General features: G+C 49.4%; 8 protein-coding genes. 7 read left to right on the top strand and 1 reads right to left on the bottom strand.

Annotated elements, in window-relative coordinates; translation table 11 throughout:
* Window positions 1-7 precede the first annotated feature (7 nt).
* From ACN0YH_RS26420 to mnmA, 6 genes are all read left to right on the top strand, one after another.
* Entirely contained in the window at window positions 8-2,458 is a 2,451-nt protein-coding gene (locus ACN0YH_RS26420; RefSeq protein WP_417382603.1) for a PPC domain-containing protein, read from the top strand.
* A 92-nt stretch (window positions 2,459-2,550) separates the two neighbouring features.
* Window positions 2,551-5,238, top strand: a complete 2,688-nt coding sequence (locus ACN0YH_RS26415; protein ID WP_417382602.1) for a DUF1549 and DUF1553 domain-containing protein — start codon at window positions 2,551-2,553, stop codon at window positions 5,236-5,238.
* Between the two features lie 67 nt (window positions 5,239-5,305).
* On the top strand, window positions 5,306-7,441 hold the full coding sequence (locus tag ACN0YH_RS26410) for a c-type cytochrome domain-containing protein (RefSeq protein ID WP_417382601.1): 2,136 nt from the start codon (window positions 5,306-5,308) through the stop codon (window positions 7,439-7,441).
* A 199-nt stretch (window positions 7,442-7,640) separates the two neighbouring features.
* Window positions 7,641-8,525, top strand: coding sequence for an ATP-grasp domain-containing protein (locus tag ACN0YH_RS26405; RefSeq protein WP_417382600.1), 885 nt, complete (start codon window positions 7,641-7,643; stop codon window positions 8,523-8,525).
* A 199-nt stretch (window positions 8,526-8,724) separates the two neighbouring features.
* Window positions 8,725-9,732, top strand: a complete 1,008-nt coding sequence (locus ACN0YH_RS26400) for a cation diffusion facilitator family transporter (protein ID WP_417382599.1) — start codon at window positions 8,725-8,727, stop codon at window positions 9,730-9,732.
* Window positions 9,733-10,076: 344 nt separating this feature from the next.
* Window positions 10,077-11,186, top strand: coding sequence for a tRNA 2-thiouridine(34) synthase MnmA (gene mnmA / locus ACN0YH_RS26395; RefSeq protein WP_417382598.1), 1,110 nt, complete (start codon window positions 10,077-10,079; stop codon window positions 11,184-11,186).
* Window positions 11,187-11,192: 6 nt separating this feature from the next.
* On the opposite strand, the gene ACN0YH_RS26390 is transcribed toward mnmA, so the two are convergent.
* On the bottom strand, window positions 11,193-14,165 hold the full coding sequence (locus ACN0YH_RS26390) for an MMPL family transporter (RefSeq protein ID WP_417382597.1): 2,973 nt from the start codon (window positions 14,163-14,165) through the stop codon (window positions 11,193-11,195).
* A gap of 602 nt (window positions 14,166-14,767) precedes the next feature.
* On the opposite strand from ACN0YH_RS26390, the gene ACN0YH_RS26385 reads away from it, so the two are divergent.
* Complete coding sequence (locus ACN0YH_RS26385) at window positions 14,768-15,919, top strand: hypothetical protein (protein ID WP_417382596.1); 1,152 nt, start codon at window positions 14,768-14,770, stop codon at window positions 15,917-15,919.
* Window positions 15,920-15,944 lie beyond the last annotated feature (25 nt).

Below are 15,944 nucleotides of genomic sequence, written 5' to 3'. Positions count from 1 at the left end.
AACCGTGATGCTGCAGAAGTACAGGTCTGTTTGCACCGGAATTTTGACTATCGCACTGGGCTTACTGCTGGTTGCTCCAGCATGGGCTGCGGACCCGGCACTCAACTATGTTCGTCCGCGCGGCGGTCAACGTGGAACAGAAGTCAGCCTTACCTTCATTGGGGCCCGACTTTCTGACGCAGTCGAAATTCTGTCCTACAAAAAAGGCTTTGAATTCAAAGAAATCAAAGCAGATCCTAAAAACGCAAATGTCTGTACTGCGATCGTCAAGATTGCACCCGACTGTGCCTTGGGTGAACATACCTTTCAGGTTCGGACCAAAAGTGGTGTTTCCGACTACAAAACCTTTTGGGTCGGCCAATTCCCCGAAGTCGCAGAAAAAGAACCCAACAGTGAATTCGATACCCCCCAGCCAATCGAACTGAATCATACGGTAACAGGTATTGTTCAGAACGAAGATGTCGATCACTATGTTGTCACCGCAAAAAAAGGGCAGCGCATCTCGGCTGAAATCGAAGGCATTCGCCTGGCGACCACTTTGTTTGATCCGTATATCTCCATTCTGGATGAGAAACGCTTTGAATTAAAAGCGGAAGACGACCTGCCTTTGCTGAGAAATGATGCCGCCATTTCTGTGGTTGCTCCTGAAGACGGTAAATATACCATTCTCGTGCGTGACAGCTCTTATGGTGGAAACGGTGCTGCTTTCTACCGACTGCACGTGGGAACTTACCCGCGTCCCACAGCCGTTTATCCGGCTGGGGGACAGCTGGGTACAAAGCAGCAGGTCACTTTCAAAGGCAATACAATCGACAATCTGGTACAGGAGTTCCAGCTTCCCGATAAACCGGATGCGGAATTCGAACTGTTTGCCTCTGACGCAGGTGGCAGTGCTCCTTCTGGAAACGTATTTCGCCTGTTCCCCCATGGTAACTCTATGGAACAGGAACCCAATAACGATCTCAAATCGGCTTCTGCAGCCGCTCTACCCAACGCATTCAATGGGATTATTGAAAAAGAAGGCGATATCGACTTCTTCAAATTCCAGGCCAAAAAAGATCAGACCCTCGAAATTGAATGTTACGCACGCCGCATTCGTTCTCCACTGGATCCTGTTGTGAATCTCTACAATGCGAAATCACAGCGGCTCGGCGGAAACGATGATTCCCGTGGACCTGACAGTTACTTCCGCTACAAATTCCCGGCTGATGGAGAATACGCTATTTCCATCACAGACCATCTGGCACGCGGCGGTGTTGATTTTGTCTATCGAATTGAGATGCTGCCTGTATCACCTGAATTGGAACTGGGGATTCCCCGCAATGCCCGCTATTCACAGGAACGTCAGCGAATTGTTGTCGCACGTGGCAATCGTTTTTCTGCTATCGTCAGTGCCAAGCGAAGCAACTTCGGTGGAGAAATTGCCCTCGATACTTCAAACTTCCCTAAAGGAATCAAGGTCCATGCTGAGCCGATGGCGGCTAACCTGACAACAATGCCTGTTGTTTTCGAAGCAGCCGCTGATGCTCCCGTGGAAGGCGAACTGATCGAACTCACTGGCCGTCACGTTGATCCCAAGCAGAATATTTCAGGTGTTTTCACAAACCGGGCTGACCTGGTTCGGGTCCGCAATAATCAACTGCTGTGGCTGAAAGATGTTGCTCAAATCCCCGTCGTGGTTGTTGAGGAACTTCCCTTTAAACTGGATATCGTTGAACCCAAAGCGCCCCTGACTCGAAATGGCTCCATGCAGCTGAAAGTTGTAGTGACTCGCAAAGAAGGATTTGATGAACCCATTACACTGCAGTTCCCCTTCCGTCCACCAGGAGTGGGAGCTTCCAGCCGGGTCACCATTCCCAAGGGAAAGAATGAAGCCTTCTACCCGATCAATGCCAATAGCAAAGCAGAAATGAAAAAATGGAAGGTCTTTGTCATCGGTTCTGCCAACGTGGGGGGCAATTCCTGGGTTTCATCTCAACTGGCTCCTCTGGAAGTGGCAGATTCATTTGTAGACCTTGACCTGGCTCGAACTGCAGTCGAACAGGGGCAGGAAACGGAGATTATCTGTAAAGTCAATATGAAAAACCCGTTCGAAGGTGATGCCAAGATTAAACTGATTGGCCTGCCTCCCAAAGTCACGACGGAAGATATCTCTTTCAACAAAGAGAGCAAAGAACTGGTCTTTAAAGTCAAAACTGATCCGGCTTCTCCCCAGGGACGGCATAAGAGCCTGTTCTGTCAGGTAGAAATCCCGATCAACGGGGAAACCGTTGTGCATACAACCGGTCGTACCGAATTGCGAATCGATAAACCGGCTCCTCCCAAGAAAGATGAGCCAGCCAAACCTGCAACGGTCGCCAAGAAAGAAGAGCCCAAAAAAGCAGCTCCTAAACGGTTAACCAGACTGGAACAGCTCAGGCTCGAAGCACAGAAACGACTCGAATCCGGTACAAAATAAAGCGAATTGAAATAGCGCAGTTTTAAAACATTTTGTCTGTTTATTATTACCTTCATCAACTGAATTTTGTTGACGAATAAAGGTTCTCAATTATGTGGCGTCATCGACTATTAACTGGCAGTGTTCTCTCACTGGTTATTTTTGCCAGCGGACTCTCTCTCGCGACTGCAGATGAGAAAACGCCGGCAAAACCCGAACCAGCCAAGCCGGCTCCCGCTAAACCTGCTGAATCCAAACCTGCCGAAACGAAACCAGCAGCGGCAACTACTCTGGCTCCTGCTAAACCCGCTGATCCAAAACCAGCGGAAAGCAAACCAGCTCCTGCAAAACCGGCTGAAAAGAAACCGGCTCCACCGACGAAGCCCGCTCCTGCCAAGCCAGCTGAACCAAAGCCGGCGGCTCCTGCAAAACCAGCTCCCAAAATGGTCAAGCTGAATGTGTATCCAACAGATATTCAACTCACTACCAGCCGTGATCGGCAATCGATCATTGCCCAGGCGGTCTTCGATAACGGCCTGACTCAGGATGTAACCAGTCAGATCCAGTTAAAAGCAGCCCAGCCCGGTATCGTACGCGTCGAGAAAAACATGGTGTATCCGGACAATGATGGCGAAACTGATATCATCGCCAGCTTTGGTGGTACTGATGTCAAGGTGCACTCGAAAGTCGTAAAAGGTAAAGTCGACCGTCCGATCAGCTTCAACCTGGACGTAATGCCTACATTCATGCGAGCTGGCTGTAATACAGGCAGTTGTCACGGCGCTGCCCGCGGGAAAGATGGATTCCGTCTGTCCCTGTTTGGCTTCGATCCTAAAGGGGATTACAACCGCCTGACGCGTGAACTGAGTGGACGTCGCATTAACCTCAGTTTGCCTCAGGAAAGTCTGTTGCTCGAAAAAGCAATTGGCGCCGTCCCCCATACGGGCGGGAAACTGTATGAAAAAGATTCCGAACACTATAACGCAACGCTCCGCTGGTTACAGGCGGGTGCTCCCTATGATGCCGGCGAAATCCCCACAGTCACCAAAGTAGAAATCTATCCTGAAGGTGGCGTACTGGACGGTAAAGATACCACTCAGCAGGTCTCAGTTCTGGCCTACTATTCGGATGGCACGACCCGTGATGTGACATCGCTGGCGTTCTTCTCATCCAATAACGATAACTCCGCGACCATTACCAAAGACGGTCTGATCACTGCAAGCAATCGAGGTGAAGCCTTTATCATGGCACGCTTTGATACACATACCGTTGGATCGCATTTTGTCGTGCTTCCCAAAGGTCTGGATTTTGAATGGCCCAATGTCCCTGAGCACAACTACGTTGATACGCTCATCCATAACAAACTTAAGAAGTTACGTGTCATACCATCCGAAATCTGTTCTGATGCGGAATTTCTGCGTCGTGCCAGCCTGGATATCTGTGGCATCATGCCTTCGATTGAAGAATTCAACTCATTCGTTGCCGACAAAGATCCCAAAAAACGGGACAAGCTGGTTGACCAGTTGTTGAACCGAAAAGAGTTTGTGGAAATGTGGGTGATGAAATGGTCTGAATTACTTCAGATTCGAACGGTCAACAACCGCATCAGCTACAAGTCGGCCCTGCTCTACTATAACTGGTTGCAGGAACGCATCGCTACTAACGTCCCCATCGACAAGATGGTTCAGGAACTGCTTGGTTCCACTGGTGGAACCTTTGCGAATGCCGCGACCAACTATTATGAAAACGAACGGGACACACTCAAAGTATCCGAAAACGTGGCCCAGGTCTTTATGGGCATGCGGATTCAATGTGCTCAATGTCATAACCATCCCTTTGACCGCTGGACAATGGATGATTACTACAGCTTTGCTGCCTTCTTCTCTCAAGTCGGCCGTAAAGGAAGTGAAGATCCTCGTGAATCGATTATCTATAACCGCGGCAGCGGAGAAGTCCGGCATGCAGTGGATAACCGGGTCATGCAGCCCAAGTTCCTGGGTGGCGCACAACCTGATACACGTGGTAAAGACCGCCGCGTCGTGCTGTCAAACTGGCTGGCCTCGAATGAAAACCCCTATTTTGCAACTAACCTGAGTAATATTGTCTGGGCACATTTCTTTGGCAAAGGGATTATCAACGAAGTGGATGATGTCCGCGTCAGTAACCCGCCGGTCAACCCGGAACTGCTCAATGAGTTGGCAAAACGATTTACTGATTACAATTACGACTTCAAAAAACTGGTACGTGATATCTGCACTTCGCGGACTTACCAGCTGTCGACACAGACAAATCCTTCCAACGAACGTGACCTGACTAACTTCTCTCATGCACAACCTCGTCGGCTGCGGGCGGAAATCCTGCTGGACTGTATCTCACAGGTCACCAGTGCCCCGAATAAATTCCGCGGGTTACCGCTGGGGGCGCGTGCTGTTCAGATCGCCGACGGGAACACTACAAACTACTTCCTGACAACCTTCGGTCGTGCAAAACGCGACACGGTCTGCTCCTGCGAAGTGCGAATGGAACCCAGCCTGTCACAAGCATTGCATCTGTTGAACGGGGACACCGTCAACCAGAAAATCGTCCAGGGTAAATTTGTAGAATCCCGCTTGAAAGCAGGAAAGAAACCCCTGGAAGTCATTGATGAGATGTATATCACCTGCCTGAGCCGAAAACCGACGGATAAAGAATATTCCTCGCTCGTCCAGGTACTCGATGAGAATAAGAAAGATGAAACAAATACTTTGAATGATGTATTCTGGTCTCTATTAAACTCCCGAGAATTCATCTTCAATCACTAAATTTTTAACGATTGAACTAACATCGGGGTCTGCTTCGGCAGCCTCCAGACAAAATATGGTTACGATAATGAAAAACCAACTTACTACTGAGTGGCACCAACTTACCAGAAGCATGCTGATTGCTGCCGGCCTGGTTTCGATCGCGCTGTTTTCCACGCCCGTTCTGGCGGAAGAGAAAAAAGCGGATGATAAGAAGAAACCGAAGATCACCTTCGATGAGCATATCAAACCGATCTTTCGGGCCAAATGTTTTGCCTGCCACAATACAGACAAAAAAGCCTCTGGTCTGGATCTAACTAATTATACTGGTCTGATGCAGGGGGGAGCAGCCGGGGAATCTATCTCACCCGGTGACGCTGAAGGCAGCTATCTGTATATGCTGGTCACCCATGATTCGGAACCCTTCATGCCTCCGAAAGCAGACAAATTGCCTGCCAATGAACTTGCACTCATCCAGGAATGGATCAGTGCCGGTGCTCCGGAAAACGCCGGCAGCAAAGTAACCATCAATAAACCTAAATTTGATTTTGCTCTGAAGGGAGCCTCCACTGGAAAGCCGGCGGGACCACCTCCGATGCCTCCCCGCTTGAGCCTGGAACCCGTTGTGCACACCAGCCTCTCCACGACTGTAACTGCACTTGCTACCAATCCCTGGTCGCCTTTAGCTGCCGTCGCCGGACAGAAACAGATTTTGCTCTATAACACAAAAACTCTGGAACTGTTAGGCGTGCTCCCCTTCCCTGAAGGTGTACCCCATGTTCTCAAATTCAGTCGTAACGGCAGTCTGCTGCTGGCTGGTGGTGGTCATGCTGCTGCCAGTGGACGCGTCGTTGTCTGGGACGTCAAAACCGGCAAACGACTGTTTGAAGTGGGTGATGAACTGGATACCGTTTTGTGTGCTGATATCAGTTCCGACCAGCGATTCATTGCACTGGGTAGTCCCAGTAAAGTAATTCGCGTCTACTCGACCAGTAACGGCGAACTCGCTTATGAAATTCGTAAACATACCGACTGGATGACTTCTCTGGCCTTCAGTCCCGACTCCGTTCTGCTCTGTTCCGGCGATCGAAATGGCGGTGCCTTTGTCTGGGAAGCCGCTTCCGGCAATGAGTATCTGACTCTCAAAGGTCACAAGGGAGGCATCACGGGAATCACCTGGCGGGCTGACTCTAACCTGGTCGCGACCAGTAGTGAAGATCAGTCTGTTAAACTCTGGGAGGTTCAAAATGGTTCGAATATCAAATCCTGGAATGCCCATGGTGGCGGAACATCGAGCGTCGAATTTGCACGCGATGGTCGTCTGGTAACCTGTGGTCGTGACCGTGTTACGAAGGTCTGGGACCAGGCAGGAAAACAGCTGATTGCTGCTCCCGCTTTTGGAGATATTGCAGTCAGTGTCACGATCTGTGATGAAACCAATCGTGTGATTGCGAGTGACTGGACCGGCAAGATTAAAGTCTGGAATGCAGCCGACGGGAAAGAAGCAGGTGAGCTCTCAGCCAACCCGGTACCTCTGTCAGCGCGTCTGACCACTGCGACTGCAGGCGTACAGACCAGTCAGGCTAATCATCAGAAATTACTGGCCGCTGCTCAGGCAGATCAGGCAGCGGTAGCTAAAATTAACGCTGACATCGCAGCCACACAGAAGCAGCAGACTGATCTGCAAAACGGTTTGAATGGACTGAATGCGAATCTGGCAACCGCACAAAAAGCATTAGCAACAGCTCAGTCAGGGGTAACGAATTCCACAAACCAGATCAAGGCAATTGATACTCCACTACCCGCGATCAAAGAAGCTTATGCGAAAGCAGAAGCGATCAGCAAACAGGTCGCTGGTGATAAAGAACTGGCAGAAGCTGCTGCAAAACTGAAAGCGGCTGTAGATAAACGTGAAGCGGCTAAAGCTGCAGAACAGAAAACCCTGGCAGCCCATCAGGCGGCAGTCAAAGACAATCAGCAGAAGATTGCTCAATACACGCCCCAGATCAAGCAGACAACAGATGCATTGAATGCTGCCAAAGCCAAAATCGTGGCAATTCAGAAGACACTGAAACCAGCGACTGATAAAGCAACGGCTTCACAAAATGCTGCCAACGCGGCTGCAGCAGCACTGGCCGCCGCTCAGAATGAAGTCAAACGCTGGCAGGCGGAAATTGAATTCGCCAAGCAGTTCAACAATGCTCAGGCCAGTACTGCCAAATAAATAGCATCACACTTTTTTAAAGCCCTTTGAGTATCAGCTCAAAGGGCTTTTTTTTGTACACAGAAATCGAACACGTTTGAGTTGTTTCGTGTCACAATCCGAAGTGATATCAATCCGTCTCATTTCCGATATCATTGTAACCCCAGGAATATCTATGCTCCCATGATCAACTACAAAGTTGAATAAGGACCATTGCAGCATGTCCAATCTGATCCTCTTTCCCCATGAAGCGTTCTCTCGTAATGAAATTGACTCGGCATTCTCAGAAGAACATGAAGCGGCACTGACAGCCGGATGGAAAACGGTCTTTTATGATCATGATGCGATTGAACAGGGTGAATCTACAATTGCAATACAGGGTTTACCTGTGTCAACGTATTTACAAAAGCTCATCTTGAGGGGCTGGATGCTGCCGGGAGAAACCTATGCAAAGCTCTACGAGGCTGTACGAACAAGGGGATATGAACTGGTTACATCTCCCGAAGCCTATGAAGAAGCGCACTATCTCCCTCTGGCATATCCACTCATCAGACACGAGACTGCCCGTACCACCTGGATTTCAGGCGATGATATTGAATCAGCATGGGGACTCTATTCAGATTTCTCTGGTTCCGATGTCATGATCAAAGACTGGGTAAAGTCAGCTAAAAATCGCTGGAATGACGGCTGCTTTATTCCTGCCGGTACAGATGAAAAGCGATTTAAAGAAATTTACAAGGTCTTCCGGGAAGAACGAGGGAATCTATTCAACCGCGGTATAGTATTGCGAGAGTTCATGCCTCTCATCACCCATGGAAATGACATGCGTGGCATGCCTCTTGTGGAAGAAACACGACTCTTCTTCTGGAATGGAAAGATCATCGTCTTTCCTCTGGAGAATTACTCTTTACCGCAAAGCGAACTCAAGAAATGGGAAAATATCGCACGTCAGTTTAAATCTTCCTTTATTACGATTGATGTTGCTGCACTAACGGACGGTACATACAAAATCGTGGAAACAGGTGATGGAGGTGTCTCGGGACTGCCTGTCGATCTCGATCCTGTGTATTTTTACCGATCACTCTCAGAAAGAGTGAATCAATGATCTGATTGCCTGCGCCTGGTTAGTAGACTGAGAATTTAATGTCCGATATTTCCATTTGCGATCTGGAATCTCAGATAACAAAAGTAATATCGATCCCTATAAGAGCGAATATTTGAATGGAACTCTCATTTCTGTTGTGCTATTTTAATCAGGAATATTACCCGATGGAGTTTTCTCACCTGAAGTGGAGCAGCAAAGAATGGCGCAAAGCAATTCCCGGTTCGCAGTGATTGCCGCCTTGATCGGTAATGCCGTAATCACGGTTGTCAAGGGAGCAACATTTTTGATCACAGGCTCCGGTGCCATGCTGTCCGAAACAATTCACTCAGTCGCTGATTTTCTAAATCAGGTACTGTTGCTGATTGGCCTGGTGCGCGCGGACCAGGTGCCAGACAAACGGTTTGAATACGGCTATGCGGGCGAACGGTATGTCTGGGCGCTCATTTCAGCAGTCGGTATTTTCTTTCTGGGTTGTGGTGTTACCATTTATCATGGCGTGCAGTCCCTGTTTCATCCACCGGAGTTGGTATTGGGAGAAATGAAATGGGCCATCGCCGCCCTACTCTTCGCCCTGGTTATTGATGGCATCGTCTTTTTCCTGGCACTTAAAGGGGAATGGAAAAACGCAGCCCGGGAAGGTCGGCCGTTCCATCAATATCTGCGTAAAGAAGCAGACCCGGCTGCTGTAGCCGTCATCTTGGAAGACGGTGCCGCCTGTGTGGGTGTCATCATCGCATTGATAGCGATCATACTGACCCAGATTACAGGGCATCATTACTGGGATGCCATTGGTTCCATTGGGATTGGTGTGCTGCTGGGGGGAATCGCAGTCTGGCTGATTATTCGCAATCAGGAATTGCTGGTCGGGCCCAGCATTCCTCCTCGAACCAGGGAACAGGTCGTACGCATATTGAATAACAACCCACTCGTGGATGAAGTCATCGATCTTCGTTCACGTATCCTGTCCATTGATAATTATCGCATCAAAGCGGACCTCAGCTTTAATTCCCGCGAACTGTCAAAACGTCTCAAGAAGAAAGCACTGGCCGCTTATCCGGAAATCAAAAGCGAACAGGATTTCGAATTGTTTTGTCTGACTTATACAGAAGATGTATTGACGATGCTGGCAGACGAAATTGATAAAATCGAAGCGGAAATCCAGCGTCAGATTCCGGAAGCACAACATCTCGACCTGGAAGCAAATTAGTGGAGTGTCATTTTTAAATTTTGGGTTGAGAGATATCAAGAAAGTGCGACAACGGAGCACGTAAACAACACACCTAACCCTCAATTTCCAGCTTGACAAAGCACTAGACTGTATGCAGTTTTACCGTAGTGTCTCCAGATCCATTTGGACCGAGTAGATTAGCTTGACAGACGCTATGGTTAAATGTGATACGTTCTAAGGTTCTCCTACGAGCCGAAAAAGCCCGATTTCATTCGAATTCGCAGGTTTCCGCGGCCTGCTTAACTGTGATCATTACGGAAGCCGCCTATAATGGGGACTGAGTTTCCCGTGATTTCCTGTATCTTACATCGAGTTATTTTGATATGTCTCAGCGTGTTGTCCTGGCAATGAGTGGTGGTGTGGACAGTTCCGCAGCCGCTCATTTATTACTGGAACAGGGTTATGAAGTCATCGGACTGTTTATGCGGTCCGGCGCGACTGAAGAGACTGCTTGCGCAACGGAAGACAAACAAAGTCTGCCGGTATTGAATCTCAAAGCTCACAAGCAAGGCTGCTGCTCGGCCAGTGATGCTGCAGATGCCCGCCGCGTGGCCGACATGCTGGATATCCCCTTCCATGCCTTGAACTTTAAGGACGCTTTTGGACGAATCAAAGACTACTTCGCCGATGAATACCTGGCAGGGCGTACTCCTAACCCCTGTGTGATGTGCAATAACTGGCTGAAGTTCGGTAAGCTCTGGGAATTTGCAGAACAGGTGGGAGCCTCATATATTTCAACAGGCCACTATGCTCAATTGACGTCGGTACCAGGGGAAATCCAGCCAGCTTTGATTCGTGGTCTCGATCGATCGAAGGATCAGTCATACGTGCTGTTCGGAATCAATCGTGGCTTGCTCGACAAAATCATCTTCCCCGTGGGTGGATTCGTGAAGCCCGAAATCCGGGAGATGGCCGGTGAAGCCGGGCTGCGAACGGCCAACAAACCAGACAGTCAGGAGATCTGTTTCATTCCCGATAACGACTATTTTGGTTTTCTGAATCGCTACCGGGGCCCACAGGAAACAGCAGGTGAAATGGTTGATACCAGCGGCAACGTCGTGGGACAACATACCGGCTATGAGAATTATACGATCGGTCAGCGTAAGCGTCTGGGAGTTGCCTTTGGTACGCCCCGCTTCGTGATCAAAATCGAGCCAGAAGCGAATCGCGTGGTGATTGGAACCCGAGACGAGCTGGCGCGCAACTCTCTGGAAGCGAATCGCTGTAACTGGTTGATTGATGACCCTGGCTCAGAAATCCGATGCCAGGCCCAGATACGATATCAGCATAAGGAAGCGGATTGTCTAGTCGAAATTCTGGACGAAGACCGCTTCCGTGTCACCTTCGACGATCCGGAATACGGCGTTGCCCCCGGTCAGGCAGTGGTTCTTTACGATGGAGACCGCGTACTGGGCGGCGGTTGGATCATGTGAGCGGCATCAGGCAGCGGCTTCCATCCGCTCTTGATTTTGACGCTTCTTCTTACGATTCCGCTGAGAGCCGTTTTCATCATCCATGCTGACCGAATCAGCCGATTCCTGACGATTGGAGATCCAGGTCAGCAGCGCCGGTAGAGTCACCAGTGAGATAAACAGGCAGCAGGCGACACCAATTACCAGAACCAGCCCCACGCTGTAGAGTCCACGATGTGTGGCAACCATCATACTGCCGAAACCAATCATGGAGGTCAGCGATGTCATCACAATCGCGTTGATGGTGCTGGGCGAAGTCTTGTAGGGACCCTTTTTCATACGGAAATCATGCACCACGTGTACGCCGTCATCGACGCCAATTCCTAGGATCAAAGGCAACACAATCAGATTCGCAGGATTCAGATCGATTGAAGTCATCGCCAGGATTCCAAACATGACAATCCCCCCTACCACAGGCGGCAGCATGGTAAGTAATGCGTGACAGACACTCCCTCGATCTAAAACAAAGGATACTCCAAAACTCATAATAAGAAACATGCCGATCGCTGCTTCAATACTGATGGGTGTCCCTCGATTAAACAGAATAAACCAGGTACAAACCGCCAGAATCACCGCGGGGACCAATGCCATCACTGCATGACTGCGGCTCAAATAATCGATTAACAGGACGATACAGATCACAGCTAAGGCATATATAGAAGCGGTCTTGTAACTCAACTTGATCTGCTGGGCTGCTTCGTAATTCTGTAAAGGTGTGCCGGTCACATCGGGATCAACCGAACGGACCTCTTTCACAAATTCTTCCAGAGGTTCGATCTCCCAGATATGATTGCGGGGATAGACCTGAATCAACCATTTTCCCTCTGCACTGACAAAGCGTGAAGTCAAAGAACGGGGAAGGTCCGAAAAACGCACGGGAGTCGAATCTGATGCGCCGCGTAAAGCCTGGAACTGCCCCAGTAGTGAAGCCGTCGTTCGATACTGGAATTCGTCCAGGAACCGGGACTGCTGTGTTAAAGTCATCGATTCAAAACGATTGAGAAACTGATCGAGCATCCGGGCAGTCGCCTGGGCTGTCGGATGGTTATAGCGCGACAACAGAATATAAAATTGTTCCAGCTTGCGTCCAATGGTTGAGGGATTCAGACGATTGACCTGTGGGACTTCACGAGGTAAATGTGTCAACTGCGCTCGGTAGGACTGTACGAGCAGATTGGTTTCCTGTGAAGGATGAGCGGGAACGCGCGAGGCCAGTTCTTCCACATGGTGAACGGCAGGCAGGGCTTCGAATTTTTTACGCAACTCTCGCGCTTCTTCAGGACTGTCAGCTACAGAAACCGCGAATAACAGTGAATTCTGGGCATCATTAAAAATGCGTTTCTGAATTTCTACCGATTCCAGTCCGGAAGCCTGCAGATTCAGCAGGTTGTAATCATAAACGACTTTGGAACTCCAGCCACTATCCGTCTTGTGAACCATCTGACTGGCACAGAAAGCCACGATCGCCAGAGAGGTAATCGCGACAGATCGTGGGAAGCGGATGATTAATTTCTGCAGCCATTTACCCTGAAAGGGGGTCGGCATCTGTTTGACTTCCACGCCTTTGTCGGCCCGTGAAAGCAGCGCGGGCAAAACAATGAATGTGGCGACCGCACACAGCAGAATTCCACCACCGCCTATAAAGCCCAGTTCGGCGATCCCCAGAAATGGTGTCAAACCGGCACAATAAAAAGCAAGTGCCGTTGTGATCGCAGCAGTCACGATGCCGGTACCCACCGTCCGGGAGGTCAGCAGCAGTGCCGGTTCGAGATCTTCCCCATCCTGTCTCAGTTCAATGTATTTTGCCAGGTAATGAATTCCAAAATCGATTCCGAGGCCGATTAATATGACGGCAAACGAGATCGAGAGAATATTCAGATGACCAATCGTGAGTGTGGTATAACCAAAGGCCCAGGCCATCCCCGCCGCCAGCATCAACAATGCCAATAAGGGATGACGAAAACCGCGAAATCCAACAAACAGCAACAGTCCTACCCCAAAGCAGGAAATGATCGAAGCGTTAATCATATCCGCTTTCGACTTACGCATCTCATCATTTTCAAGAACCGGGATGCCGGTCAGACTGATTTTGGCTTCCGGATTTTCAGCGACCACCTCACCAATGATGCCACGCATCTTTTCAATGGCTTTGGTCGCACCGTCAAAACCATCTTCCTGATGAACGGGAAAGACTTTCAGAAAGCCCATCGTACCGTTTTCATTGAGCAGGTAAATCACTTCACGAGAGCGTTCGCGCATGCGTTCGTTCACGGGAACAATGGAAGGCCATGGAGAACGAAAATCGTTTTGATCTGCCAGAAACCGCGCCATACTACTGGATAGTGTGGCGGCATGTTGAAACAGGGGTTCCAGATACTGGTCTGTATCAGCACCACGATAACTGGCTGAGCGTGACTGAATCTGATATCGCAGACGATCATAGAGCAAATCGACCTGAGTCAGATCCCAGCGTCCATTGCGGTAAATCGGCCCGTATTCATCAAGTCGATTCAGTCCCGCCTGTAACTGGCGCGGCGTTAAATACTGAAGCCCTTTGGAGGGTAAATCACCAGGATTTATCTGATACAACGGATTTTCGAACAGCTCAGGATGCTTTTCAATGCGCTGTCCCAGTGTTCGTAATACATACTTGATGGATTCAGGTGAATCCGCTTCGACCACACACACGAGATCAGACGAACTGCCAAAGCTTTCGGTGTAGTTGATCCATTTCTTATGAAAGGCTGCCGTCGGATCGATTAAATCAGCGCGATCTGTTTTGAATTCGAGTCGGAATACGGTCAGCAACACGCAGCCAATCGAGACGATTAGCGCAAAGGCCAGACTGAATCTGGAATGCGTGATCACAAACTGTGTCATCGCAGCCAGAGTCTCGCTGAGGAAAGACCGTTCCTGATTGTCGGGGGAGAGATTATCCACAGAACACTTCCGTGTGTTACTTAAGTCGATCTCTCTTTCGATCTAAACAACCGGGCAGAAGTGAAGGGATCGAGTCTATGAGAGCATTTCGCGTATTTCGAACTTGTGAGTTTACAGCAATCTCCGTATTGCCGGCAACATGAATCTTGTCTGTATTAAAGGTGTAAGTCCATTAAAACCAAAACTTTAATACAGCATTGATCATATAAATATTTGATGTCATCAGGAAGGAATCTCCCCGGTTGACGTACGTAAATTGCCCGATCACAAGGATTTCATCGGCAAACTGGTATCGCAGAGATCAACATTCTCAGTTAATCCTGCTGATCCTGCTTTAAATTTTTGGGGATCGACCAATCTCATAAAAAGTACAAAATCTCGTAACTCTATTGAAAGCAGACGATTAGGCCTAACAACCCATCATTCAAAAACACGGGTATCGGCATTTTGTGGAATCCCACTTGACCCAAATTTCAATATTTCATAAAAAACCTGCCCCATCGCAATGGTTCGGCGGCAAGCCTTAGCTGCCAGATGTTGCACACTTCACATTAACTCCATCAAATACCCCCTCTCAAAGACTCTCTTTGTAGGACATGCTCATGTTAAAAAGCGTCATTCGTTCAATTCCCGTAGTGGGGATTACATGTTTTTCATTGGCTGCAGGTACTGCCCAGGCTCAGTGGCTGCCCTTTAACAACTGTAATTCCTGTGCACCACCGCCGGTCGTGCAAAACTGTTGTCCACAACCTGTGGTCCAGTGTCCGATTCCGGTAACCCAGACAACCTATCGTCAGGTTCCCGTCACAGAGTATCGGCCTGTTCAGCAGACTGTGATGAAACCGGTCGTTGAAACCAAATACGTCGATCAGCAGGTGACTGCCTATCGTCAGGTGATGGAGCCGAGAACTGTTGATGTTCCCTGCACCACCTACCAGAATGTCACCGAGTGCCGCCAGGTGCAGAAGGACATGGGACGCTGGGTCACCCAACGTCAGTGCATCCCTCGTACCACTCCCTGTAACTACGATAACCGCCCGAATTTAATGGGCTGGATGAATCGTACCGGGTACTCCATGCGAATGGCATTTACACCACAGTACAAAACCACCCGACATTATGTGCCTAACGTTGTTGTGCAAAACGTACCTGTCACACGACAGGTTGCCGTACAGCAGTCTCGAAAGGTCACATACAACGTCGCGAAAATGGTGCCTTACACCACAACACGTAAGGTTGCCGTGAATTCAACACGCTATGTCAAAACCACTGTGACCGCAATGAAACCGGTTACCGTCATGCGATCGATTCCCACGACTCGGACTGCTTACGTGTATCCCTCCAATGGTGGATTCAATGGTACGACAACCGCTCTGCTGCCTTCACCTGAACCTTACATTTCAGCAGAAGCACCACAGCCCGTCCGTCAACGATCAGCTCTGAACAAGAAAAAATACGATGACTCGTTTGATGCAAACGGGGAACCATACAAACGCGATCCTGCCACCGATCCTCGTCGGTCGAGCCTGGATGATGATTCGTCTTTCCGACGTTCCTCGTATGATGTTCCTCAGGAATCAACGGCACCGGCATTCCCTCCCACACGTCGTGCCGGTTATGAACCTGATACAACAGAACGACCACTGCCATCAATCGTTCGTGCCAGTGGCTGGACCCGTCGGGTTCCCCGCTCTGAACAGTCAGCTCCGGTCTCGATGAACAGCGAGATTTCCGTAGCACAAAGAACACCATAACTCAAAGTTAAAACATGAGCACTTT

Origin of the sequence: Gimesia sp. (assembly GCF_048262075.1) — a bacterium.
In the GTDB taxonomy this organism is placed as follows: domain Bacteria; phylum Planctomycetota; class Planctomycetia; order Planctomycetales; family Planctomycetaceae; genus Gimesia.
This window is presented reverse-complemented; position numbering and strand designations above follow the sequence as displayed.